Annotated in this window: 19 protein-coding genes and 1 pseudogene; 5 read left to right on the forward strand and 15 right to left on the reverse strand. The window is 33.3% G+C overall.

Annotation, left to right across the window (positions count from 1 at the left end; all coding sequences use genetic code 11):
• Positions 1–61: 61 nt before the first annotated feature.
• The 12 genes from BMX09_RS00575 to gpmA form a co-directional block, all read right to left on the reverse strand.
• Complete coding sequence (locus BMX09_RS00575; RefSeq protein ID WP_089745580.1) at positions 62–991, reverse strand: ABC transporter permease; 930 nt, start codon at positions 989–991, stop codon at positions 62–64.
• Positions 992–1,015: 24 nt separating this feature from the next.
• On the reverse strand, positions 1,016–1,978 hold the full coding sequence (opp4B, locus tag BMX09_RS00580) for an oligopeptide ABC transporter permease (RefSeq protein ID WP_089745582.1): 963 nt from the start codon (positions 1,976–1,978) through the stop codon (positions 1,016–1,018).
• Between the two features lies 1 nt (position 1,979).
• The gene (locus BMX09_RS00585; RefSeq protein WP_407645240.1) at positions 1,980–2,930 is read right to left on the reverse strand and encodes an ATP-binding cassette domain-containing protein; all 951 of its coding nucleotides are present in this window, start codon (positions 2,928–2,930) and stop codon (positions 1,980–1,982) included.
• Positions 2,927–3,934 carry an ABC transporter ATP-binding protein gene (locus BMX09_RS00590; protein WP_089745586.1) on the reverse strand — a complete coding sequence of 336 codons (1,008 nt, stop codon included), beginning with the start codon at positions 3,932–3,934 and terminating at the stop codon, positions 2,927–2,929. The genes BMX09_RS00585 and BMX09_RS00590 overlap by 4 nt, the downstream gene beginning before the upstream one ends.
• A gap of 296 nt (positions 3,935–4,230) precedes the next feature.
• On the reverse strand, positions 4,231–6,015 hold the full coding sequence (locus BMX09_RS00595) for an oligopeptide ABC transporter substrate-binding protein (protein WP_245711096.1): 1,785 nt from the start codon (positions 6,013–6,015) through the stop codon (positions 4,231–4,233).
• A 318-nt stretch (positions 6,016–6,333) separates the two neighbouring features.
• Positions 6,334–8,103, reverse strand: a complete 1,770-nt coding sequence (locus tag BMX09_RS00600; protein ID WP_089745590.1) for an oligopeptide ABC transporter substrate-binding protein — start codon at positions 8,101–8,103, stop codon at positions 6,334–6,336.
• Positions 8,104–8,387: 284 nt separating this feature from the next.
• Positions 8,388–8,927 carry a nucleoside tri-diphosphate phosphatase gene (gene ntdP, locus BMX09_RS00605; protein WP_089745592.1) on the reverse strand — a complete coding sequence of 180 codons (540 nt, stop codon included), beginning with the start codon at positions 8,925–8,927 and terminating at the stop codon, positions 8,388–8,390.
• 131 nt (positions 8,928–9,058) lie between these two features.
• Positions 9,059–10,237 (reverse strand): A/G-specific adenine glycosylase, encoded by a 1,179-nt coding sequence (gene mutY / locus BMX09_RS00610; RefSeq protein WP_089745593.1) that lies wholly within the window; start codon positions 10,235–10,237, stop codon positions 9,059–9,061.
• Between the two features lies 1 nt (position 10,238).
• Positions 10,239–11,045 (reverse strand): recombination regulator RecX, encoded by an 807-nt coding sequence (gene recX, locus BMX09_RS00615; protein ID WP_089745595.1) that lies wholly within the window; start codon positions 11,043–11,045, stop codon positions 10,239–10,241.
• An 85-nt stretch (positions 11,046–11,130) separates the two neighbouring features.
• A complete protein-coding gene (locus BMX09_RS00620) occupies positions 11,131–13,752 on the reverse strand; it encodes a transglycosylase domain-containing protein (protein ID WP_089745597.1) in 2,622 nt (873 codons plus the stop codon).
• A gap of 242 nt (positions 13,753–13,994) precedes the next feature.
• Complete coding sequence (gene glmS, locus BMX09_RS00625) at positions 13,995–15,803, reverse strand: glutamine--fructose-6-phosphate transaminase (isomerizing) (RefSeq protein ID WP_089745599.1); 1,809 nt, start codon at positions 15,801–15,803, stop codon at positions 13,995–13,997.
• A 404-nt stretch (positions 15,804–16,207) separates the two neighbouring features.
• On the reverse strand, positions 16,208–16,894 hold the full coding sequence (gene gpmA / locus BMX09_RS00630; protein WP_089745602.1) for a 2,3-diphosphoglycerate-dependent phosphoglycerate mutase: 687 nt from the start codon (positions 16,892–16,894) through the stop codon (positions 16,208–16,210).
• 293 nt (positions 16,895–17,187) lie between these two features.
• On the opposite strand from gpmA, the gene BMX09_RS00635 reads away from it, so the two are divergent.
• From BMX09_RS00635 to BMX09_RS00645, 3 genes are all read left to right on the forward strand, one after another.
• Complete coding sequence (locus tag BMX09_RS00635) at positions 17,188–18,693, forward strand: C69 family dipeptidase (protein WP_089745604.1); 1,506 nt, start codon at positions 17,188–17,190, stop codon at positions 18,691–18,693.
• Positions 18,694–18,761: 68 nt separating this feature from the next.
• On the forward strand, positions 18,762–19,445 hold the full coding sequence (locus BMX09_RS00640) for a response regulator transcription factor (RefSeq protein WP_089745606.1): 684 nt from the start codon (positions 18,762–18,764) through the stop codon (positions 19,443–19,445).
• Positions 19,442–20,320: a sensor histidine kinase gene (locus BMX09_RS00645; RefSeq protein WP_089745608.1), complete on the forward strand. Its 879-nt coding sequence runs from the start codon at positions 19,442–19,444 to the stop codon at positions 20,318–20,320. Before BMX09_RS00640 ends, BMX09_RS00645 begins: the two co-directional genes overlap by 4 nt.
• 41 nt (positions 20,321–20,361) lie before the next feature.
• Here the strand turns inward: BMX09_RS00645 and BMX09_RS00650 are convergent, their stop codons facing one another.
• Entirely contained in the window at positions 20,362–21,138 is a 777-nt protein-coding gene (locus BMX09_RS00650; RefSeq protein ID WP_089745610.1) for an ABC transporter permease, read from the reverse strand.
• Entirely contained in the window at positions 21,132–22,058 is a 927-nt protein-coding gene (locus BMX09_RS00655) for an ATP-binding cassette domain-containing protein (protein ID WP_089745613.1), read from the reverse strand. The genes BMX09_RS00650 and BMX09_RS00655 overlap by 7 nt, the downstream gene beginning before the upstream one ends.
• A gap of 374 nt (positions 22,059–22,432) precedes the next feature.
• On the opposite strand from BMX09_RS00655, the gene BMX09_RS00660 reads away from it, so the two are divergent.
• Together BMX09_RS00660 and BMX09_RS09990 are read left to right on the forward strand one after the other, a co-directional pair.
• Positions 22,433–23,632, forward strand: a complete 1,200-nt coding sequence (locus tag BMX09_RS00660) for a quaternary amine ABC transporter ATP-binding protein (RefSeq protein WP_245711098.1) — start codon at positions 22,433–22,435, stop codon at positions 23,630–23,632.
• A pseudogene (locus BMX09_RS09990) lies at positions 23,625–25,365 on the forward strand (ABC transporter permease/substrate binding protein). Before BMX09_RS00660 ends, BMX09_RS09990 begins: the two are co-directional and overlap by 8 nt.
• 106 nt (positions 25,366–25,471) lie before the next feature.
• Here the strand turns inward: BMX09_RS09990 and BMX09_RS00675 are convergent.
• Positions 25,472–26,461, reverse strand: a complete 990-nt coding sequence (locus tag BMX09_RS00675) for a DNA/RNA non-specific endonuclease (protein ID WP_089745622.1) — start codon at positions 26,459–26,461, stop codon at positions 25,472–25,474.
• Positions 26,462–26,608 lie beyond the last annotated feature (147 nt).

Consider the following 26,608-nt stretch of genomic DNA (forward strand, 5'->3'; position numbering starts at 1 on the left):
AGAATCCACAAGACTAAAAAGCAATAAAAAAAGAGAACTCCGAAAAGTCCCCTTATTAATCTTAACCTAGACGTTGTTTTGAATCAGCTGCACGTTGTAATGCTTGTCCGATATAGTTAATACATAACATCATAACTAAGATAAAGATACCAGCTGGCAACCATACCCATGTTTTGTTTTCAATAATGTCCGCTGTTTTTGCAGATGAAATTAATGTTCCTAAACTTGGTGTGCTATATGGTAAACCAAAACCTAAGTATGTTAAACCTGTTTCAATACCGATATTACCGGCGAAACTTAATGTTAAGTTAACAATAATTAATGAGCTTAAGTTTGGTAAGATCTCACGTAACATAATTTGTAAGTTACTTGAGCCTAATGTTTTAGATGCACTAACATAATCTAAACTTACTTCTGATAATGTTCTTGTACGGATTAAACGCGCTTTACCTGTCCAGTAAAAAATACTCATAATAAAGATAAAGTGGAATAATGTATAGTTTGGAATAACTGTTACGAATACAATAATAATCATAGTTGTTGGTAAGATCATAATAAAGTCTACAATACGCATAATCATATTATCTACCCATCCACCAAAGTAACCTGAAATAATTCCGACAAATACCCCAATAAATGTTGTAATTACTGTAATACTAAATCCAATTGAAATTGAGTTTCTAGCACCAATAATTAGTTGTGATAAGACATCACGCCCACCTTCATCTGTACCTAAGATATGTCCATTATAACCTGGAGCTTTATAACGTTGTAAGATATTCACACGCATCGCAGCTTCTTGGTCAATAAAGAATGATCCAATAAAGATAACTAATAATAATGTAACTAAGATACAAAATGCAGTTAAAGCTACTTTATCTTTTTTAAATTCGCGTACAATAACTTGAAATCCAGCTGGTGGAGTTGCAGCTTCTTCAGATTGAACAGCCGCTTCTTCAATAATTTCTTCATTTAAATTTTGTTGATCCATTTTCTGATTATACCTCCTTCAAAATTATTGTATACGAATACGTGGGTCCACGATACTCATAATAATATCTGATAACAATGTACCTAATAATGTTGCTAAACCAAATAATAGCATTAGCGCTAAGATAACACTATAGTCACGAGCTGAAATAGAAGAAATAAATAAGTTCCCCATTCCTGGATATGAGAAGATCGATTCGATGAAGATTGAACCACCGATTAAACCTGTAAATTCATAACCTAAGAAAGCTGCAATTGGTAAAATTGAGTTACGGAAAATATGTCTATTATATACAACTTTTTCTGGAACCCCTTTTGCACGTGCTGTACGTACATAATCTTGTTGTTTAGCATCAATAACCCCTGTACGTAAATATTGAATCGTACCAGTTGTTGATAAGATAGCCATTGTAATAGCTGGTAAAATCATATGATGTAATCGACTCAAAATATAAGCGATTGTTCCTGGCTCAACAGTTGATGATACTGTACCACGAGTTGGGAACCATCCTAATGTATATCCAAATAACCATAATAATAATAAGGCAAATACGAATACTGGAATTGAATAAGTAATAAATGTATAAATAACAACAATTTTATCTGCTGCTGAATTTTGGTAACGACCAGCAATCATCCCTAAAGGTAGAGCAATTGCATAAGTTAAAATCATTGTTAATAAGGATAACCAAATGGTATTACTTAAACGCTCACCAATTAATTTAACGACAGCATACTTATATGTATAACTTTGACCAAAATCTCCTTTTAAGGCATTGCCTACCCAACGGAAATATTGAACCGGAATCGGATCATTTAAACCAGCAGCTTGACGTAATTCTTCAATACGCGCAGGGTCAGTTTCCGGAGTAATCATCCCTGTAAATGGATCCCCTGGCATTAATTTAGCAATTGTAAATACTAAAATACTTAAAATAATGATTTGTGGAATCATTAATAACACACGACGTAAAATTGTTTTCCACATACTAGTTACCTCCTCTTTCTTGCGGATTTAAAGCAACTGAATGCGACTGTGATAATTGAATTAAGTCATATACACGACCTTTTTCATCATAGTAATTCTTATGTTGTTCTTGATATTCTTTTTCCGCTAATAAACGATCTTTTTTATGTTGATCTCTATTAATTGGATCAATAACTGGAATTGCTGATAATAAACGTTTTGTATAGATATGTTGAGGATTTGCATAGATATCTTCCTTCACACCTGTTTCAACAAAGCGACCACGATACATGATGAATAATTCATCACACATATGTTTTACAACCCCTAAATCGTGAGAGATAAATAAATAACTTAAATTAAACTCATCTTGAATACGTTTCATATAGTTTAATACTTGTGCTTGAACTGATAAATCCAGTGCTGATACAGGTTCATCAGCAATAATTAAACGTGGATTACTTGCTAAAGCACGAGCAACCCCGATACGTTGTCTTTGTCCACCTGAGAATTGGTGAGGATATTTTGCTAAAGCTTCATCACTTAAACCAATAATGTCTAATAACTCAGATACTCTACGCTTTTCCTCTTCTGGTGATAGACGATCGAAATTACGTAATGGTTCTGCAACAATATCCAAAATACGCTTCTTAGGATTAAAACTTGATAATGAATCTTGGAAAATCATTTGAACATTACGATTATACTCTGAATCACGCCTTCTAGCTTTATTCGTTACATCTTGACCTTCGTAAAATACTTTACCTGATGTTACTTTTTCTAAACCGATAATTGCTTTACCGATTGTTGATTTACCAGAACCTGATTCACCAACCAATCCATAAGTTTTACCTTCTTCAATTTCCATATTTACACCATCAACGGCATACACATGGTCCGTAACACGATTAAAAAATCCACTTCGAATTGGGTAATGGACTTTTAAATCTTTAATTTCAACAAATCCCATTATGCTTCCTCCTCTTCAAAATGGAAATTTTTATAACATGTACAACGAACAAAATGTCCCTCTTCAACTTCATGAAGTGTTGGATCTTCTTCGTGTTCTTCTGCAGAAATCCATGGAATACGTGGCGCAAAACGACAACCTTTTCTTGGTAATTTAGGTAGTGGTGGTACTGTTCCTTGGATAACATGTAACTCTTTATCTTCATCCTCTTGGTTCGCTTGAGGAATTGATTGTAATAATGAACGAGTATATGGATGTTTTGGATTTGTGAATAGTTCTTCAACCGTTGCAATTTCAACAAATTGTCCAGCATACATTACCGCAACACGGTCAGCTGTTTCTGCTACAACACCTAAATCGTGGGTAATCATGATAATACCTGATTCAGTTTCATCTTGAATTTGATTTAATAAATCAAGAATTTGCGCTTGAATTGTTACGTCTAAAGCTGTTGTTGGTTCATCAGCAATAATAATTGGTGGCTTACATGATAATGCAATCGCAATAACCACACGTTGACGCATACCACCTGATAATTCATGTGGATATTGATTAAAAGTACGTTCTGGGCTTGGAATACCAACTTGGGCTAATAATTCTAATACACGCTCTGTACGTTGTTTATCATCATAATCTGTGTGGTAGACTAAAGCTTCATCAATTTGAGCTCCAATAGTCATTAATGGATTTAGAGATGCTAATGGATCTTGGAAAATCATCCCAATATCATTACCACGGATTTTATTATATAAAGCTTCATTTAAATTAATTAAGTTTAAATCCTTATATAAAATTTCTCCTTCAATTTTTGTGTTATTTTTATTATGTAATCCCATAATTGTTGTTGCTAAAGTTGATTTACCACAACCTGACTCCCCAACAATTGCTAAAATCTCATTTTTTTCAAGGGTAAGGCTAACACCATCAACTGCATCGTAAAAATCATCTTTAATACGAAAACCTACATGCAAGTCATTGATTTCTAATAGCGGTTTGTCTATATTCAATCTACTTCCTCCTCGTTCTTACTACTCTTTCATTAACTTATCATTCTTTAATTAAAATTAATACTTAGTCTATTATATAATATAAAATTACCTGTTTGCAAGGTAATCTATCAGTGAACTATACAAATAGCTAAGACTATATTACCACGAATTACGTATAAAAAGTATAAAAAAATTAAATTTTATTAAAAAAATTCATTTAATTTTAATAAAAAAGGCTACCTATCTCAAAATACCAATAGGCAACCTTTTATTTTGATCTATTTTTTGATCTTTTATTCTATTTTTGCTAATCTTTACTCTGCTACTGGTTCATCAGCTGTTAATTCAATTAAGTGTAAAGCTGACTTAGAACTTGATGAAAGATCAGTAGTATAGAATTTAACACGCTTATTGACTGCAGTAATTGATTCACCTGTCAATGTAGGAATTGCAAAAGCTTCATCAAAAGCATAATTTTGCCACTCTTTATAAAATTCTTTTTGTTTTTCTTTATCAAATGCTTCTACTGAAGAGATTTTACCTAATAATTCAGTATTCTTAGCATCAACGAAACGTGTAAAGTTGAATTGAGCACTTTCGCTATATAAGCCTGTTGGATCTGGGTCATACCCTGTACTCCATCCACCTGCATAGACATCAATTTCTGGATCATCGGCTTGGATTTTATCGTAGAATGAATTAACTTCTAATGTACGACCTGTATAAAGTTGTACATCCAATCCTACTTCATGCCATTTTTGTAAGTAATCTTGTACTAATCCTTCATTGGCATCATCACGTGTACGCGCAGCAAAATTAATTGTTAATTTTTCACCATCTGGATCTTCTACTAAACCATCACCATCAGTATCTTTATAACCAGCATCCGCTAATAATTTTTTAGATTTTTCTGGATCATAATTAAAACCAACCAAATCTGGATCATTCACATCTTTAAAGAATGGTACAATTAAAGAATTTGAACGGTGTAATAACCCATTGTATAAACTTTCCCCTGCTGTATCAATATCTAAAGCATATCCCATTGCTTGACGTAGATTTTTATTTGCCATTTTACTATTTGGATTGTATTCATTTAAGCCTGTTTCTGGATTAAATTTACCCATATGGAAAGCTACATATTCATAAGAGTTTGCTAAACTACTTACTAAAGTTACATTTTTTAAATCTTTATAAGTTTCATATTGTGATGAAGGCATAGTAGCAAGATCATAATGTCCCGCCTTCATTTCTGACACAATATTTTCTGATGATACAACATCTAATACGACACGTTTAGTTTTTGGTTCACCTTTAAAGTAGTGTTCATTTGCGACATAAGTAACTGATTCTCCATTAATAATTTTTTCGATTTTATACGGTCCAGCTCCTACTGTTTTTTCACTACGCACATATTCACTAGTTTCCCAATCAGCTTTTGGAATATTTTCAAAGATGTGTTTTGGCATAATATAATTTGAAACCCCTCCACCTGCTAATTGTAATGATGGAGCCATTTCTTTAAAATGAATTTTCATTGAGTAATCGTCTAGTTTTTCTAATCCTGAAACTTTATCCGCTTCACCATTATGATATTCAACCATTCCTACTACATTTTCATAGTTATCATTATAACGAGCACCTGTATATTCTGCATCTCCAATTGAGGTATATGCAAAGATATAGTCGTCAATTGTTAATGGCTCACCATCTGACCATTTATAATCTTTACTATTTAATGTAACAGTTGCCGTCTTCCCTTCAACATCAAATTCAATCGATGCCAATCCTGAATCATCTAATTGTCTATTTTCATCCCAACCAAAAATTCCTGTATCAACAAATCCATTCACTTCGCTATCTGTACTATCTACTGATAACTCGTCAATTAAAATCCCTTTAAACGGTGCATTAGAAACTAAAGCATATTTTAATGTTGCTCCTTCAATCGGAGTTCCTTCATGAGTTACTTCTGTTGGATGCTTAATATTTTCTGTTACACCTCCTTGATTAGATGTACAGGCTCCTAAAGTTAATGCTACAGCTGCTGTAGTTAGTAATAATCCAGCTTTATTCTTATATCTTAGCTTCATGTTCATTTTTTCTCCCTCCGATTGATAAAATTTTATTAAAATATTTTTAATGAGATATTTCTTAAACATATTCTAACATAATTTTAATAAAAGTCAAAGTATTTTCTAATCTTTTTCTAATTTTGTTTTAAGTTTTCTTTCATTTTTAAATAACTGCATTCTTTTTATTTATATATTATCAGATTTTTTAGATTTATTTCCTTTCAAAAAGTATTTTTTGTCGTATAAAACACAGTGAATAGTATATTTTAGTCAATGTTAAGAATAGATAAAAAAAAGACTAGACAATGACTGCCTAGCCTCTTAATTATTAGAATTTTCTCATTATTCAGCTGCGATTGGTTCTTCAGCTGTTAATTCAATTTCATTTTGTGATGTTTCTTCACCTAATTTAATAGAGTAGTTTTTAACACGTTTATTAACGGCTGTTAGAGAATAGTTATTAAAACGAGGGATGATAAATGCTTCTTCGTTTGCATATTTTTGCCATTGAGCAAATAAATCTTTTTTAACATCTTTATCGAATGTTTCGTTAGATCCGATACGGTCAAAAATTTCAGTTTGTTCTGGTGTATTAATATGAGTGAAGTTAAACATTGCGCTTGGTCCATATAATCCACTTGGGTCTGGGTTGTATCCTACTCCCCATCCACCAGTAAACATATCAAAGTCTTGTGCGAATGATTGTAATTTATCACTTACAGTATTAAAGTCGATTGAACGTCCACCAAAGTAAACAACATTTAAACCTACTTCATTCCATTTTTGGATGTAGTCTTGAACGATTGCTTCACTTGCATCGCTACCAGCTGGTGTTAATAAGGTAATTGTTAATTCTTCACCATTTGGATCTTCAACAATGCCATCACCAGTAACGTCTACATAACCAGCATCAGCTAATAATTCTTTTGCTTTTTCTGGGTTATAGCTATATCCAGGTAATTCATCTTTATTTAAGTGAACTTCTTTAAAGAATGGAGGAATAGCAGAGTTTGCTGGAATTGATAAGCCATGTAATACTTCTTTAGCTACTTCTTCATTATTAATAGCATATCCGATTGCTTGACGTAAGTTTTTATTTGCCATTTTCTTATCTGGATCCATTACGTGTTCACCAGTTTCTTGGTCATAATGTCCTAAGTTAAAGCCAATATAACTATAATCATTCATTAACATACCAACGAAATCAATATTTGATAAATCTTTATATGTTTCATATTGTGATGCAGGCATATCTGTAGCAATATCAAAGCTACCTGCCTTCATTTCAGCAACAATTTGTTCTGGGCTGACAATAGAAGCGATAACACCATCTAATTTAGCAACGCCTTTCCAATAGTAAGGGTTTCTTACATAAGTTACTGTTTCGCCTGGAATAACTTTTTCTACCATGAATGCACCATTACCAACAACATGTTCACGTGTTTTATCTGAGGTAATCATTTCATCATATGTCATACCTTCATATACATGCTTTGGAATAATTGATGAGTTAATTGCACCACCACCAGCTTCTAATGCTGGATAAACGTCTAATAAATGAATTTTTAATGTTTGATCGTCAACTTTTTCAAGTCCTTCAATTGAGTCAGCTTCGCCATTGTGGAATGCTGTCATACCAACAATATTTTCAGCATCTTCGCCATAACGAACACCTTTATAATCTGGTCTACCAATTACTTCATATGTGTAAATATAGTCATCTACAGTTAAAGGCTCACCATCTGACCATTTTAAACCATCTTTAAATTTGATTGTGAAAACTTTATTATCACGATCTAATTCATGAGTTGCCATACCTTTATCATCCATATTTAAATCTTCACCAAAATGGAAGATTGATTCAAAAGCATAATCAATCATTGTTGAATCTGTACTATCTGTATACAAGATTGGATTTAATAATCCTTGTAATGGTGATTGTGATAATACCGCTACTTTTAAAGTTCCACCTTCAATTACTGGTTCTTCATGCGTAATCGTTTCAGGGAAATTTTGTTCCACTTCTTCAGCTGTGTTTGAATGTGAACCACATGCTGCTAATGTTAATGCTGCTGTGACACTTAACAAACCTGTAAATAATTTTTTATTCATTGGTCTACCTCCAAATTTTTTTATATCTTTATTTTACCAAAAATCAAAAGTATATAATAGTTTTAATGTAAATAAACATGTTTTTTAACCTAAATATAACCATTTTCTCATTATATTTTAATTTAAAAGCGGATAAATTCATTTTAATCTGCTTTTTAAGTTTTTTTAATCACTTTTTGTTTTAAAAAATTAAGTAATGATTAGAACTTAATATTGTTTTAATTTCTAATCATTACTAAAAAAAGCCGATTAACTCGGCTTTTGATTCTAACACTGTCCTTGAGTTAGTTCTTTAAATTTGTTAACTGACAGTAGCGTTCATACCACATATCAACATATTCTGGTGAAAATGGACCTTTTTTATTGTTGATCCAGTCTACTAAAATCTCTACATTAGCTTTTAATATTTGATCAATATCTTTTGAATAATGCATTTGTTTGCGATGTAATTCATATTCATCAACATCTAATAAACGCTTTTCTCCATCTGGGAAGATTTTCACATCTAAGTCGTAATCAATGTACTTTAAAGCTTCTTGATCCATTACATAAGGTGAAGCTAGATTACAATAATATGACACTCCCTTTTGGCGAATCATTGTCACAATATTAAACCAGTAATGTTTGTGGTAATAAAGTAATGCTGGTTCTCGTGTTACCCATCTTCTGCCATCAGACTCAGTTACTAAGGTATGATCATTACAAGCAATAATTGATTGGTCACTTGTTTTTAAGACCATACTATCTCTCCAAGTGCGATGTAGGCTTCCGTCATGTTTATAACTCTTGACAGTGATGAATTCTCCTTCTTTTGGATTTTGCATCACAGTCTCCAACCTTCTAATTATAAATTTGAATACTTGCTTATTAGCTATATTCATTTTAAATTACAGTTCACAAATATTATACCACAATTCGCCCAAAATAGGGGCTCTAAAAATTAATAGATGTATTTTTACAAAAATTTATGCGCTTTTTGTATTTCATGCCATATTTTTTGCTGTGGTTTGGCGAAAGGATAGGTAGAAAATTCCTCACTACTAACCCATTTTAATTCACGCTTATGGTCATCGCTAACTATATCATCGTTAGTTAATCCTGATTGAATAGTAATAAACCATTTTTGATGGCTAAAGATATGTTGGACTTGTTTATAGGTAGATTCTTGCCAACTAACCTTACAATGATACAGTGTTTCAAATTGAATTTCTAAAGGAATATCTTGGTTAGGCACTTGATACTCCTCTTGCATTTCATTTTCTAATAAATCAATTTGTTTGGCTTCTTTTGTGAAATCTTCAATCAATGGAAAATGCCAAAAACCACTTAATAAGTCTGCTTGATTATTTTTTTCTAATAAATACTCACCTTGCTTATTTTGAATCACAAAAGCTTTGTACTTAATTGGGCGTGGTTTTTTCTTTGGCTTTTTAACAGGATATTGATCCATTGTGCCATTCAAATAAGCTGAACTAAATTCTTTTATAGGATTCAATTCTGGTTTGGGAGTAAAAGCAGACTCAATATCAGAGCCCAAGTCCATTAAAGCTTGATTAAAATCTCCTGGTCTATCTGGATCAATTAAGATTTCTGCCACCGCTTGATAAATTTTACGATTACTAGGCTGACCAATATCATAAGGAATTTCAAATAAACGACTAATCACCCGCATTAAATTCCCATCAACGGCTGGTGTTGGTAAGTTAAATGAAATACTTGAAATAGCACCTGCAGTATATGGACCAATCCCTTTTAATTGAATGATTTCTTCATAAGTTGTGGGAAATTCACCATTATATAATTCTACCATTTGCTTGGCAGCTGCTTGCATATTTCTAGCTCTTGAATAGTACCCTAACCCTTCCCAAGCTTTTAATAAAGTTTGTTCAGGAGCCTCGGCTAGATCAGTAATCGTTGGAAACCATTCTAAAAAACGACGATAATATGGAATAACCGTATCTACACGTGTTTGTTGCAACATAATTTCTGATACCCAAACAGAATAAGGTAAGGTATTCTTACGCCATGGAAGGTCGCGTTTGTTTTCATCATACCACTGTAATAATGTTTTACGAAATGCAATAATTTTCTCTTCTGGCCACATATTAATACCATATTCTTCTAAATCTACCATATTATTCCCACTCTCTTGTTTCGATATATTCTTCTATGCCTTCATGTGAAAATCCTTTTTGATATAGAGCTTGTTTGACTTTATATTTTAAGGAATCTCCTGTTAATTTACGACTATGACGACGAATCATTTTATCCGCTTGTTTTGCTAGGATTTCTTGTTCACGATCGACTTGTTGCTCAAAAGATAATTCTTGCATCACTAATTGAATCACTTCTGAACCATACCCCTTTTGCATTAAAAAGACATGCGCTTTTTGTTTGGCCACTTTTTCGGAAACGCCCATTTGACGATTAATATATTTTTGAGCGATTTCTAAAGCATTACTGACTTGTTCTTCTATAGAATATTCATCTAATGCTGCTTCAATCTTTTCATTTTTTACACCTTTTTTCTTTAATTCCATCGCTACGACTTTTGGGCCTTTACGACTAACCGCCTTTGTAGTATTCGTAAAAGCTTCTGCATAGAATCCATCATTTAAATAGCCCATTTCTTTTAAGCGTTCAATAACTTGTGCGATAGTTTCTTCGCCTATTTCTGCTTTTAGTAGTTTTTTTTGCACCTCTTTTTCTGTTCTAAGTTGTCTTGCTAGAAAACGAATGGCTAATGCGATAGCGCGATTCTTTTCATCTTCTTCTTGAATTCTTTTAATCTCTTCATTTGTTAATTCAGTCCCTTTAAATAACCCAAATTTTATTAATGTTTCCTCTTCTACTCCAAATGCATATTCTTCATTAAAGTAAAGTGAATAACGTTTTTTGTTCTTTTTTTGTACTTCAACCTTAGTAATTTTAACAGTTGCCATTCACAATCCCTCCTTTCACTATAAAAAACGATTAAGAAACATCTGATTAGACCCTCCTTAATCGTTTTAGCTAATTTACTCTACATTAATCTCTAACATACCCATGCTTACGCCAAACCTCTTCCTCATCTGGAGTACTTGGTGTCATTCCAGAAAAATTATAAGAACCATCTGGATTTTTGGGTACAATTCCATCTAATTCATCTGCTGATGATTCACTCGATTGGCTACTACTTGATTCGCTACTACTTGATTCGCTACTACTTGATTTTTCATCTTTTTTCTCTTCTTTTTTCCATAAAGCTTCTAGTTCAGCTTTTGTAGCACCTAAAGCAAATGAGTAATTCGGATTATCTGGGCCAAAATCAGTTTTAAATAAATCTGTAATCGTAGATGGTCTTGCGTGATTTGATACAGGTTGTTTTTTATCATCTTCATCTTTTTCAGATTTCGTCTCATCAATTTTACCAACAGCCCCTAATACCGATGTACGATAAACAGTATCTGGTTGAATGAATTTTTCACCCGTTGCTAGTGATGGTTTGGCATCATAAACACTCTTCAAAATATGCGTCCAATTACGAACACTTCTAATAGTTGGCATTCCATAACCATCTGCTGCCGTAATAGCATGACGTGTAGTTGATACAGCATTATCATAACCAATCCATGAGCCTAATGTCACTTCTGGCGTATAACCAATATACCAATTATCTAATTCAAATTCTGAAGTACCAGTCTTAGCAGCAATATCTTCATTATAACCTAAATTATAAGGAACATTGTAATAACTAGCTTCATGAGTTACCCCACGTAATATATCCGTTACAATATACGCTGTTGCTTCAGAAAAGACTTCTACTGGTTCTGATTGATGTTGATAAATAATATTACCATTACTATCTTCAATTAACTCAATCATATATTGTTCGATATACTTCCCCTTATTTGCCAATGTAGTAAAAGCACTAGTTTGTTCTACTACAGTCGGTCCAGTAACCGTCCCTCCAATAGATAAGGCTAGATTTTGATATTCTTCTTCTTTAATACCTTTAATGCCCATTTTCGCTAAATAGTCTCCAGCAAAAATACCTTTATCTAGCATTGCTTGGAAAATCTTAATTGTTGGTAAGTTATATGAATGCGTTAAAGCAAAGCGTGCTGTCACCCATGTATTAGAAATCATATTCCCTACATTGGTCGGTTTCCAATAACTACCATCTGCTTGTAAAATACTAATTTCTGTATCCGGAATAACTGTTGCTGGTGCAATGATATTATTCTCAATTGCCGGTGCATATACTAATAATGGCTTAATTGTTGAACCTGGTGAGCGTTTTGTAGTAAAAGCATGGTCAACTTGATTTTGATGGAAGTCTCGTCCAGCAATAAAGCCTAAGATCTTACCTGTTTTATTTTCAATTAAAACAGCACCATTTTGAGCCATTTCATCTTTTTCTTTTGTCTCACCAGTATTTGGATCAATATATTTGTCAGTATAAGTTGGACCAATCTCACTACCATATGATTGAATACTATTTTGCATTGCATCATAAACAGCTTTATCAATTGTTGTATGAATGCGATAACCCGCTGTACTTAATTCTGCCATCGCATTATCATAATAACGACTATATAATTCACGATCATTAATAATATCTTGATAGCTTAACTTTTGACGTGCCGCATTCTTTTCAATAATAATCTTAATAGTCTCACGATTTAGTGCTTGATATAGATAAGTCTGATTCTTAGTCGTTACTTCTTCTGCAGGTAAGAAATCTTTTGTAATATCATAAGCCAAAGCTTCCTCATATTGTTCCTTTGTAATCTTATGTTCACGATACATACTATAAAGAACTATCTTCATACGATTAATCCCAGCTGATACATCATCTTTCATTGTAGCAAAATTCGTATATGGTGTATAAACGATTGGATTTTGAGGCATACCTACTAAATAAGCTGCTTGCGGTAATGTTAAATCTTTTGCAGTAACACCAAAGACCCCTCGTGCTGCTTCTTCTATCCCAGAAACATTCAACCCATTACGATTACGACCAAATGGCGAAACATTTAAATACGCTTCTAAAATCTGATCCTTAGTAAAATAATTTTCTAAACGCAATGCATACAAAATTTCATTAGCCTTACGCTTAAATGTCACCTCACTTGATAAAATCTGTTGTTTCACCAATTGTTGGGTTAAAGTTGACCCACCTGATTTTGCTCCACCTGAACCCATAAATTCTTGCAGAACCGCTCTTACTAAAGCTTTTGGCACAATACCAGGATGTTCATAAAAATAACTATCCTCAGTGGCAATAATACCATCTTGAACATAAGGTGAAATATCTTCAATTCTAGTAATTGTGCGCAAATTATCACTTCTTACATCCGTTACTTTCTCACCATCTTGATAGAAATACGTTGATACTAAATCAACATTCCCTACTGCTGCTTCCATCTGTTCAGGAGTCATCGGCACTTCATGCGCAGTCAGACTAGCAAAATATCCTAAGCCTATCCCACCACCTAAACATCCCATTAATACTATAAATAATACCACTACTAAAAATATATTCTTAATAGCAGAATAGGCAATATTGAACTTAAATACCCCCTCTTTTACACGCTTATCATTACTGAACTGTTGATACTTCTCTTGAATGGTTCGCCATGCATTATTTGGTGGCTGTTCTCCCATATTTTCAACTCTTTTCTATATAATAATATATATTTTGATATAAACTACCACTAACCATTAATTACTCCTCAATTAGATGATAGTCTTCTTTACAATCACTGATATTATATCAAACATTAGAGATATTGACTATCATTGTAATACACTTGCAATACTACCGTACCAAATTTGTAAGTATTCTTTATCAAAATTACATAAAAATAGGTTATATAAGTAATAATTACTTATATAACCTAAACTAATTATTCAACTGTAACTGATTTGGCTAAATTACGAGGTTTATCAACATCTAACCCACGGTCCAATGAGGCATAATAGGCAATTAATTGCGTAACCACAACAGTTGTTAATGGTGATAACATTTCTTCTACATTTGAGATTACTACATCATCACCTTCGATAGCATTTTTCTCCATAGCAACGACCATTGTTCTAGCTCCACGCGCTTTAACTTCTTGAATGTTCCCACGTGTGTGACTAGCAACATTATCTTCATTAATTAAAGCAATTACTGGTGTTCCTTCTTCGATTAATGCGATGGTTCCGTGTTTTAATTCCCCTGCTGCAAAGCTTTCTGTTTGAATATATGAAATTTCTTTTAATTTTAAAGCTGCTTCCATGGCTACGTAATAATCCATATGACGTCCAATATAGAAAGCATTACGTGTATCAGCTAATTCTTTTTTAACGATTTCATGAATATCTTCTTTATCTGATAAAATACCTTCAATTACTGTGGCAATCACACCTAATTCATGCGCCATATCAAATGATTTTTCAATACCTTTTTCACGTCGTAAGCTTTCTGCTAAAATTGCCATAACTGTCATTTGGGCTGTATAGGCTTTAGTTGAAGCTACTGCAATTTCTGGTCCGGCATGTAATAATAATGTATGATTTGCTTCACGTGATAAAGTTGAGCCTTTCACATTTGTAATTGTTAATGATGGATAGTTTTGTTCATTTACTTTTACTAATGCTTGACGACTATCTGCTGTTTCACCACTTTGCGTTAAGAAAATGAAGAATGGTTTTTCTACTAATAATGGTTGATTGTAAGAGAATTCACTAGCTAAAAATACTTCTACTGGAATATGTGCTAAACTTTCTAATAATTCTTTACCAACCCAACCAGCATGATAACTTGTTCCGCAAGCCACAACATAAATACGTTCTGCTTGTTTGATTTCTGCGATTAATTCTTGTGGTACAGCTAATTCGCCTGCTTCATTCGTATATTCTTTAATAATACGTCTTAATACAGCTGGTTGCTCATCCATTTCTTTTAACATAAAGTGTGGATAAGTTCCTTTTTCTAAATCATTCGCATCTAATTCGGCTGTATAAGCCATACGTTCTACTTTTTCGCCGTCTAAGGTTTCGATTTCAACTGAATTTGCTGTTAAAGTAATTAATTCTTTATCTTTAATTTCTAAATATTGATCCGTTTCATTAATTGTTGCCATAGCATCTGAACAGATTACATTAAAGTCTTCGCCAACACCAATTAATAGTGGGCTTTTATTTTTAGCAGCATATAATACACCTGGTTCTTCATTATCTAATAAACCTAATGCATATGAGCCTTTTACTTCTTTTAAAGCTTTACGGAAAGCTTCTTTTGCTGTTAAGTCTTCTTTTAAAGCAAAATATTCTACTAAGTTTACAATTACTTCTGTGTCTGTTTGTGATTTGAAAGTAACATCTTTTAAATATTTTTCACGTAATTCTTGATAATTTTCAATAACCCCATTATGGACAATCGTAAAACGTCCTGATTGTGACACATGTGGGTGAGCATTATCTTTTGTTGCTGGTCCATGAGTTGCCCAACGTGTATGACCAATCCCTGTTTTGAAATTCACTTGATCTTTAGTTGCTTCTTTTAATCCTTCAATACGACCAACTACTTTTGTTAATTGGCTATCTTCTTCATTATTGGTTAAAAACATTCCCGCTGAATCATAACCTCGGTACTCTAATTTTTCTAATCCATTAATAATAACTGATTGAGCATTTTTATGTCCAATTACTCCTACAATTCCACACATATTCATTTCTCCTTTAATGATTATTTCATCCTAAATAAACCTATCTTCTTTATAGGTTATTAGATTTTTTGAGTGATGTTTCTGGTGTGTAAATTGCTTTTTGTGCCCTCCTCACGAAAGACGTTTGTACAATTTTGTAGACTACACTGCCTTGAGTCACCCGCCGAACTTTCGATAAACTCAATCCTCGTCACCTGCTATTCTCTTCATAACAGGTCTGGCGCTATTCCGATTCACTTGAAAATACATTCACTCCTTTTTAATAAAACTTTCAGAAACAGGCTTATCTTACCATTATTCACTAAAGCTTGTCAAAACAATAATGAAACCCTTTTAGCAAATTTTGGATTTTGTACAAAAAAAGATGTGAAAACAAAAACATTTTCACACCTCTTAGTTATATTTTAGAATAATTCTGGAGCTTTAGTAATTTGTAGATGTTCATCAATTTCAAATTCTAACGGCACTCCTGTTGGTAAGTTTAAGTCTAAAATCTTTTCATTATCAATATTTAGTAAATATTTAATTAACGCACGTAATGAATTACCATGAGCGGCAATTACTACATTTTTACCCGCTTTTAAGTCTTTTGAAATATCACTTTCCCAATATGGTAATACACGTGCAATTGTATCTTTTAAACTTTCGCCTTTTGGTAAATCAACTGGATCTAAGTTTTTATATTTTTCATCAAATTTTGGATGGCGAGCATCATCTTCCTCTAATAATGGTGGTGCTACATCAAAACTTCTACGCCAAATATGTACTTGTTCATCACCATATTTTGCAGCAGTATCAGCTTTGTTCAAGCCTTGTAATGCACCATAATGACGTTCGTTTAAACGCCAAGATTTTTTGACTGGAATAGATAATTCATCAATTTCTTCTAATACAATATTCAATGTTTTAATTGCACGTTTTTGATATGAAGTATAAGCTACATCAAATGTAACACCTTCAGCTAATAATTGTTGACCTGCAGCACGCGCTTCTTTAACACCTTGCTCTGATAAATCTACATCTGTCCATCCAGTAAAACGATTTTCCAAATTCCATTGACTTTGACCATGTCGAATCATAACTAATTTCATAAATATCCCTCCTCAATTTTCAAGCGAAATGACTCTCTTCTTATCAAGGTCTAACACTTCACTTGTTATTCATATTATAAAACATTCCCACTAAATTCGGGTAGTTTTTAATTAATTTTCCCTAAAAAAACCACCTTTATAAATTACCTAATCCTCGCAAGAATGATTCTTTATAAAAAGCCCATTTTTCTTTATTTTTCAAGCTTACATTTTCTGGTAAGTAGCGGTATACTTATGGTGAAGTAATCACTTTATTACTTATCAATTTTTTAAATATAGAAAGGGGCTTATTTATGGCTTGTACAACAATTTTAGTAGGTAAAAAAGCAACATATGATGGTTCTACCTTCGTTGCTCGTAATGAAGATTCACCATCTGGCCAATTTACGCCAAAAAAATTCACGGTAGTTCAACCAAAGGAACAACCAAAACACTACAAATCACTATTAGCACATACTGAAATTCCACTACCGGAAAAAGCAATGCGCTATACTTGTATGCCTGACGCATTAGGAAATATGGGGATTTGGGGTGCATTCGGAGTTAATGAATTAAATGTTTCAATGTCTGCAACTGAAACAATCACCTCAAATGAACGCGTCTTAGCAGCCGATCCTTTAGTTGAATTCATACCAGCAAAAGGCAATCCTGGTGAAGATGGTTATCAATCGGAACAGATTGGTGGAATTAGTGAAGAAGATTTCGTCACATTAATCTTACCTTATATGACAAGTGCTCGTGATGGCGTCATTCGTCTAGGTAAATTATTAGAAGAATATGGCACTTATGAAATGAATGGCATCGCATTCCAAGATGTTGATGAAATTTGGTGGTTAGAAACAATTGGTGGACACCACTGGATCGCAAAACGTGTACCAGATGATTCTTATGTTGTAATGCCTAACCAATTAGGAATTGATAGTTTCGACTTTGACGATGCTTTTGGTGAACAAGTTGAGCATATGTGTTCAAGTGATATGCGTGAATTTGTGAAAGATAATCACCTAGATTTATCACTTAATGACGAATTTAACCCACGTGATGCATTCGGTAGTCATTCAGACGCTGATCATGTTTATAATACGCCACGTGCTTGGATTATCCAACGTTACTTTAATCCAAAAACTTCACGTTGGGATGGTTGCCACGCTGATTACAAACCAATGTCAGATAATATTCCTTGGAGTCGCAAACCAGAACGCAAAATCACAGTAGAAGATATTAAATATACCTTATCTCATCATTTCCAAGGAACACCTTATGATCCATACAATACACATGGCGATTTAAGTCAAAAAGGTTCATTCCGTCCAATCGGTATCAACCGTAATAATGTATTAGGTTTAGTACAAATTCGTCCATATATGCCAGAAGCTATTCGTAGCCTTGAATGGATTGCATATGGCTCAAATGTCTTTAATGCTTTTGTACCATTCTATGCAAATATTAATCAAACACCCGAATATATGGGCAATACAACCGCTGAAGTGACTACCAATAACTTCTACTGGGCAAACCGCTTAATCGGCGCAATGGCTGACTCACACTTTGCAGAAAATGCCTCTCATATTGAACGTTACCAAAATGAGTTGCAAGCTCGTGCTAGCGAATTAGTTCATAATGCTGATCAAGAATTCCTAAAAAATCCAGTGTCGTATTGGGATGCAAGTGAATTCTGTCAAAAAGTAAACCAAGATATCGCTACTCTTGCTAAAGAACAAACACAAGATACATTAGATAAAGTCTTATATACATCTAGTAGCTTAATGCAAAATGGCTTCTCACGTTCAGATGCTTAAAATAAATAGCGCCATTTCTTAATTGAAGTGGCGTTTTTTATACATTTTATTGGAAAGGAGTGTTTTTTATGATAACGATCTTAATTGTTGAAGATAATCCCGATATTAACCAGATTTTAAAAGATATCTTACAAACAGAATATCACTGCATCCAAGCCTATTCAGCAGCAGAAGCTTTTTTCTATCTCAAAAACCAAGCGATTGACTTAATGCTACTTGATATTATGCTCCCCGACAAAAATGGTGACAAAGTTCTAAAAGAAGTACGCCCAACCAAGCAATTACCAATTATTATTATTACCGCCTTAACCGATAAAAAAACTACGACCAAATTTTTATTAGATGGCGCCAATGATTACATTACCAAACCCTTTAATGCTGAAGAAGTAAAAGCAAGAATAACCGTTCAATTACGCCAAATAGCCCAAAACTCGCCCCAAGACCAAATCCTAACTTACGAAGACTTAAGCTTAAACCCAATGAATTTTACAGTTAGCACTGCAACTGGTGAAATACTTTTGAGAAAACGTGAATTTGATATTTTGCAATTACTATTCCTCCATCCTAATCAAATCTTCACCAAAGAAAAGCTCTATACTAGCATTTGGCAGGAACAATATTTTTCAACAGACAATACCCTAAATGCCCATCTAAGTAATCTTAGAAAAAAACTAGCGACCATTAGCCCAAATACCGACTATTTAGAAACTATTTGGGGCTTAGGGATTCGCTTAAAGGCGGTGAAAAAATGACTATCTTTTTAGTAGCAATCATTATTATTTTAGTTAGTTTTTTGTGGCATATCTATCATGAAATTACTGAATTAACAAAGCAAATCGACTATAAATTAACAACTAAATCAAATATTATTTTAACAAGTCAATCAAAATTACCCTTTTTAAAAAAAATAATTACTAACTGCAATCAATTATTTCAAGAAATTTCTCGCCAAAAATTGCAATTAATAAAAGAAAAACAATTAATGGAATTAACCCAAGCCAATATTAGCCATGATATTAGAACACCACTAACGGTTGCGAAAGGCTATTTACAACAAATCGAATCAAGCGATAACAGCCAAGTTTTAATAAAGAAAATTGATAATAATTTAGTGACCATTTCACAACGTTTGGAAGATTTATTAACTTATCAGCAGTTAAATGAGGAAACAGCAAGCTTAACATTAGAGCCAGTCAATATCAGCCAAGCGCTAACTGAACAATTACTCGGATTTTATGATCTCTTACTTGAAAAAAATTTCACGGTCGACTTAACAATTACTGATGATTTGTGCATTAATCAAGACATTGACAGCTTTCAGCGGATTTGCCAAAACTTATTTGGCAATGTCATTAAGCACGGAGAAGAACAACTCTCTATCTGCCTGAATGACGAGCATTCACAAGTCATCCTAGAAATTAGTAATCATGTTCAGACGCCAATCGATGAAGTGAAGCGTCTTGCTACAAGATTCTATGTGGAAGATTTATCCAATTTTGAACACTCATCCGGTCTAGGCTTGTATATTGTCAAAGAACTAACCGAAAAAACTCAAGGGACATTCCAAATTGACTACCACCACCCGACATTCACTATCAAACTCACTTGGCCTTTACTCGAAAAATAAAGATGGTACTAGCTTTTTTATATAAGCTAATACCATCTTTTTTATAAACTTTTTGATTTTAATAATTGATTAGACAAGACATAACATCCACTACTTACTAACAAACAAAACACAAGTGATTTAACAAAATAATCAGTCGGTAGGATTTGCCAAGCATTTGATAGGATAGCTTGAAAATTCAATAGCATTAGCCAAGCGTAATCCGGCACTAATACTACCAAAAACTGACTCGCTAAAGTAATGACTATTATACCAACTAAAGCAATTACATTTGATAAGAACAAATAGAATAATGCTAATCCCATTGAAAAAATCGCCACCAAATTAAGATATTGTAATAGATACACCTTTAGCAATTGCATCATAAACTGACTATCTAATTCCCCGAAACCATTCTTCAAACCACTCACTAGACACACCATCACATAAAACAGCAATAATTCTAGCGCTAAAACCAACAATAACAAACTATATTTAGCAGCTAAAAAATTCCCTCGTGACAAACCCACTGTCAAATTATTTTTATAAGTTTTATAAGAAAAGTCATCACTAATCAATAAAGTAAACAAGGTCATACTAGTAAAAATTAAAAAACTAACCATTTGCGCCATCGCTTCTAAACTATAGCGTGCCGTCCACAATTGACTTGTTTTTAAATTTGCTAGTTGATCCATCGTTTCCATATCATGAACCCCCACATAGCCAACCGATTCACACCAGACACTCACGACAATCATTAATAAAAAGATTGTCACATTAATCCAAAAGCCCTTTGAATAACGCAATCGATAAAATTCTGCTCGCCAATAATTTAACATATCGCACCCTCCTCACCTGGTGTTACAAGCTCTTTAAAATACCCTTCCAAATCACTACGACTATAATAAATTTCATTAATTGGAACGAGATTTTCCCCAAAAGCCATCACTAATTGAGGTATTAATGCTTCATTTAAAAAAATATGAATTGTCTCATCATCAACAACTTTAAATTTTGCCTTAGTTATATCAGCAATCATACTAGCGACACTAGCTGCTTTGGCAGTCTTCACAACAATATACTCTTCATTTTGTTCTAGGAATTCTTCTTTAGTAATCTCCTTCACCAATCCCCCATTAACTAACACGCCAAATTTACTAGCAACTTGATATAACTCACCTAAAATATGACTAGAAATGATAATCGTCATACCATATTCCTGATTCAAACGTTTGATCAACTGACGAAACTCAATAATCGCTAAAGGATCCAAACCATTAATTGGCTCATCTAAAATCAATATATCCGGCTTCGTTAATAAAGCTAAAGCAATCCCAAGTTTCTGCTTCATTCCTAAAGAAAATTGTTTAAACTTTTTATTATTATCTGCTAAACTAACCATCTCTAAAGCTTCCTGAATCGCTTTTTTCTCTTCAACAACTCCTCTTAATTTACAATAATAGCTTAAATTTTGACGTGCGCTCAGATTAGGAAAAGCTGTCGGTGTTTCAATAACTGATCCCGTTCTTTTCAATGAGACTAAAAATTCATTTCGATTACTAGAAGAAAATAAAGCCACTTCACCAGTTGTTGGTGTCAATAAACCAGTTAATAGCTTTAAAAGAGTCGTTTTACCAGCACCATTTTTACCAATTAAACCATAAATTTCACCCGCAAAAATCTCACAAGTTACATCTTTTAATGCCTCTTCTTGTCTAAACTTTTTACTAACATGATTAAACTTAATCACAGATTCCATCTAGCTCACTCCTTCCTTTCTTCAATTTTATTATAGCAAGAAAACTTCAAATGAATCTCAAATAATTCTCAACAATTCCTAAAATGTCAAAAAAATATAAAATTATTTTTGCGACTCTTAAAAACACTTACAAACACCTTTACATCAATATATTATCCGTTTTCATGAAAATCGTTTTCAAATGTAATTCTTCTATGAAAATTAATAAAATTTTTTGTTTATTATTTTCATCTATGTTACAGTTAATTTATAGAGTATCCAACTTAATAACCATTTGAAAGGAAGGTGATCTGCATTTGAATGAAGTAACAAATTCAAATCCTACAGACACAACAAACAAAAAAAACTCACAAGAAGAGACAAAAAAAGTTAAAATCTCTTGCCAAAATGTCACAAAAATTTTCGGTAAGAAAGTCAAACTAGCAAAAAAATTATTGCGTGAAGGTGCCTCAAAAGAAGATATTGTGGCAAAAACAAAAACAACCATTGCTGTTGATAATGTATCATTTGATATTTATGAAGGTGAAATTTTCGTTATCATGGGACTTAGTGGTAGTGGTAAATCAACTATGCTTCGTCTAATGAACCGTTTAATTGAACCAACTGATGGCGATATCGTCGTTAATGGACAATCGGTATTCAAAGCTAAGAAAAAAGAATTATTACAAATTCGTCGTAATGTTTATAGTATGGTCTTCCAAGGTTTTGGTTTGTTCCCACATAAAACAATCTTAGAAAATACTGAATTCGGTTTAGAATTAAAAGGTGTGGATAAAGAAAGCCGTGTTTTAAAAGCAGAATTAGCTTTAGAAAACGCTGGACTATTAGCCTATAAAGATCAATACCCTAACCAATTATCTGGTGGGATGCAACAACGTGTCGGTTTAGCACGCGCCTTAGCCAATGACCCTGAAATCTTATTAATGGACGAAGCTTTCTCCGCTTTAGATCCCCTTAATCGCAAAGATATGCAAGATGAATTAATCCACTTACAAGAAACACTACACAAAACTATTATCTTTATCACTCACGACTTAAACGAAGCACTACGCATTGGTGATAGAATCGCAATTATGCGAGATGGTAAATTAGTTCAAGTAGGTACTGGTGAAGAAATCTTAATGAATCCCGTTAACCGTTATGTTGAACGTTTTGTGGAAGATGTTGACCGCACAAAAGTCTTAACTATTTCTCACATTATGGAAAAACCTCAATGCTACTTAAATGTTGACCGTAAAGAACGTGGTATGCGTTATGCCTTAAATATGATGAAAGAAGAAAACTTTACTAACTTAATCGTGATTAATAACACCCACCAAGCAGTTGGTTATATTGAACTTGATGATTTAGTCGATTTGATACATAAAAAAGGCTTTCCAGGTCACTACGAAGAAATTATTCGCACAGATATTCCTCGTATTCAAAAAGACTCGGTTGTCGATGATGTTTACGGATTATTAAAGCTATCAAAATCACCAATTGTCGTTGAAGATGAAAATTGCAAAATGGTCGGTGTGGTAACTCGTAAACGTGTTATCGAAATGTTAGATAGTCAGGAGGAATTCAATGTTTAATTTACCTACAATTCCATTATCACAATGGATCGAAAACATAACACAATCAGCCACAGAAAATGGCGAAGGATTTTTTAATGGTGTCCGTATCCTTGGAGATACATTAATTTATGGATTAACCGATTTTTTTAATTTATTTCCACCATTTGTCTTTATACTTGCTATGACGCTATGGGCTTTATACTTACAAAACAATAAAAAGAAGTGGGCATTTCCTGTATTTGTCTTCTTAGGTTTATCATTTATTTTAAACCAAGGCTTATGGGGAGATTTTATGAGTACCCTATCATTAATTTTAATAGCTAGTTTATTCGCAATTCTTTTAGGTATACCGCTAGGAATTTTAATGGGTAAAAGTAATATTGCTCAAACAATTCTAAAACCAGTATTGGACTTTATGCAAACAATGCCAGCTTTTGTCTATTTAATCCCAGCAGTAGCTTTCTTTGGAATTGGTGTCGTTCCTGGTATGGTGGCTTCAATCATTTTCTCAATTCCACCAACAGTTCGTTTTACAGCTTTAGGAATTAGACAAATCTCTGAAGAACTAGAAGAGGCTGCCATTTCATTTGGGGCAACACCTACACAAAAATTATTTAAAGTCGAACTACGCTTAGCAAAATCAACCATTATGGCTGGTGTTAACCAAACTATTATGCTTTGTCTATCAATGGTCGTGATTGCTTCAATGATTGGTTCACCTGGTTTGGGGCGTCGCGTTGTCTCTGCTTTACAAAGAGCACAAGTTGGACCTGGTTTTGTAGCTGGTTTAGCAATTGTTATTTTAGCGATCATTATCGACCGCTTCACTCATCTATTGAGCACTGATAAACACTTGCAATAAACTAGAATTACATGAAAGGACTACTATGAAAAAGAAAAATAAAGAATTACTAAGCTATTTGCTAATCTTTTTAACATTAGCAGGTATCGCTTTTTATAATCGACCTAATACTAATTTAAAAACAAAAGATCGCGTTAAACTTGGCTATGTAGAATGGGACTCAGAAATTGCATCAACATATGTTATGAAAAACATCTTAGAAGATCAAGGATACCGAGTCGTTGTAACACCACTAGACAATGCCATTATGTGGAATGCTGTTCGTAATGGTGATATTGATGCAACCTTATCAGCATGGTTACCCAATACCCACAAAGAACAATATAAGGATTACAAAGATCAAGTCGTTGATTTAGGTGCAAGTTTAACTGGGGCTCGTGTTGGTTTAGTTGTGCCAGCTTATATGGATGTTAATTCCATTTCTGATTTAACAACTCAAGCTAATCAAACTATTACTGGTGTTGAATCCGGCGCAGGTGTTGTCAGTGCTACTGAACAAGTACTAAAAGACTATCCTAATTTAGCTGATTGGCAATTAGTTCCTTCTTCTTCTGGAGCAATGGTTACCGCATTAGGAAAAGCTATCGAAAATGGTCAAGATATCATTATAACTGGTTGGTCACCGCACTGGATGTTTGCTAAATATGACTTAAAATATTTACAGGATCCAAAAGAGTCTTATGGTGAACAAGAAGAAATCAGAACCATTACCCGCAAAAACTTAAAAACTGACTTACCTGAAGTTAACCATATTCTTGATAATTTCAATTGGACTATTGAAGATATGGAAGAACTAATGTTACGCATCTCAGAAGGTCAAGATCCAAATATCGTTGCTCGTGAATGGGTTAATACACACCAAAAACAAGTACAGTCTTGGATTAACTAATAAAAAATGCTTACCTATCAACAAGGTAAGCATTTTTTATTTAACTACGCAAACTCTAACAGGCTCAAATTGCGAGGAATATATACAAAGATATAGCAGCCATAATTTAATTAAATCGTTTAAATTGCCCATTTTGGTAATTCAATGTAAAGCCATTTGCTGTATTAAATACAATAAACGTACGATTAATGTGATGTTTTTCGTTTTCAAAATGAACGACCACCGCACAAGGAATTAACTGATCACGTTGATACAAGGGCTTAGCAATGTACAATAAAGCATCCTCTTTTTTCTTAGATTGCAAATCATTAACAAATTCATAAGCAAGCTCTTCGGGGATTCGCATCCCACCATCATTACTTGGACCACCAACATTTTGGGTACGAGTCGCTGTAACAGCATTATTAGCAATTGCCGGCCCACCTAAACTATCCGCCACTAAATGACTACGATTATAAAACCATCCACGATAAGCTTCACCATCTAAATATGGAATAACTACTTTTTTATTTTTAGGCCAAGCAACAGGATCTTCGTTGAATTTTTGTTGATTTCCACGATGACTATCCACACTATATATCGTTACTAAAGATGCTGCTAGTAAAGGCTTCTTCGTTTTAGCATCAATAATATAATCTGGCTTATCTAATAATAAACTTTGAATTAAGCTCTCTTGCCCTTCTACTTGATATAAGTCATGAGATTCAGGAATTTCCAAAGTATATTTTGGAAAACGCTCAAATAACCCTACTACTGTTGTTTGTGATTCAAAATCTAATGACAAAATATCATCTGTAGTAATCTCACTATCAGCCTTATCAATCACTAAACGACTGCGCTCTAAAATTTCCCCATCACGTGCATCTTCTGGTAAATACTTATCTTTTAGATCATTAATCGTTGAACTGGCTGAATCATATAATTCATAAGCCGATTCAATTTTTTGATTAGCAGAATTTAGCGTCTCATTAGCTGAATCATAAAATTCTGATAGAGATTGATCCTTAGTACATCCAACAACACCCGCAACCAATGCCATCAATACTAAGGCAGATTTGATATTAGCTTTTAGTTTAAATTTTCTTTTTTTCTTCATTCATTCACCTCTTAGATTATCTGTACTTTCATATCATAATTTAATCTAGAATAAAAAGATAGTAAAAAGATTATTCTCCCATTTTCTATCAATAAGACTACTGTAAATATACACTTCTCTCTACATAAAAAACGTACCCCCATTAGC

The sequence above is a fragment of the Granulicatella balaenopterae genome (genome assembly GCF_900111135.1).
GTDB classification, from domain to species: domain Bacteria; phylum Bacillota; class Bacilli; order Lactobacillales; family Aerococcaceae; genus Granulicatella; species Granulicatella balaenopterae.

Coding starts and splice junctions, on each gene's coding strand:
- BMX09_RS00595 (WP_245711096.1), bottom strand. CDS start 6,015: ATGAACATGAAGCTAAGATATAAGAATAAAGCTGGATTATTACTAACT.
- BMX09_RS00640 (WP_089745606.1), top strand. CDS start 18,762: ATGATAACGATCTTAATTGTTGAAGATAATCCCGATATTAACCAGATT.
- opp4B (WP_089745582.1), bottom strand. CDS start 1,978: ATGTGGAAAACAATTTTACGTCGTGTGTTATTAATGATTCCACAAATC.
- BMX09_RS00600 (WP_089745590.1), bottom strand. CDS start 8,103: ATGAATAAAAAATTATTTACAGGTTTGTTAAGTGTCACAGCAGCATTA.
- BMX09_RS00575 (WP_089745580.1), bottom strand. CDS start 991: ATGGATCAACAAAATTTAAATGAAGAAATTATTGAAGAAGCGGCTGTT.
- BMX09_RS00620 (WP_089745597.1), bottom strand. CDS start 13,752: ATGGGAGAACAGCCACCAAATAATGCATGGCGAACCATTCAAGAGAAG.
- gpmA (WP_089745602.1), bottom strand. CDS start 16,894: ATGAAATTAGTTATGATTCGACATGGTCAAAGTCAATGGAATTTGGAA.
- glmS (WP_089745599.1), bottom strand. CDS start 15,803: ATGTGTGGAATTGTAGGAGTAATTGGACATAAAAATGCTCAATCAGTT.
- BMX09_RS00650 (WP_089745610.1), bottom strand. CDS start 21,138: ATGTTAAATTATTGGCGAGCAGAATTTTATCGATTGCGTTATTCAAAG.
- recX (WP_089745595.1), bottom strand. CDS start 11,045: ATGGCAACTGTTAAAATTACTAAGGTTGAAGTACAAAAAAAGAACAAA.
- mutY (WP_089745593.1), bottom strand. CDS start 10,237: ATGGTAGATTTAGAAGAATATGGTATTAATATGTGGCCAGAAGAGAAA.
- BMX09_RS00675 (WP_089745622.1), bottom strand. CDS start 26,461: ATGAAGAAAAAAAGAAAATTTAAACTAAAAGCTAATATCAAATCTGCC.
- BMX09_RS00635 (WP_089745604.1), top strand. CDS start 17,188: ATGGCTTGTACAACAATTTTAGTAGGTAAAAAAGCAACATATGATGGT.
- BMX09_RS00645 (WP_089745608.1), top strand. CDS start 19,442: ATGACTATCTTTTTAGTAGCAATCATTATTATTTTAGTTAGTTTTTTG.
- BMX09_RS00655 (WP_089745613.1), bottom strand. CDS start 22,058: ATGGAATCTGTGATTAAGTTTAATCATGTTAGTAAAAAGTTTAGACAA.
- ntdP (WP_089745592.1), bottom strand. CDS start 8,927: ATGCAAAATCCAAAAGAAGGAGAATTCATCACTGTCAAGAGTTATAAA.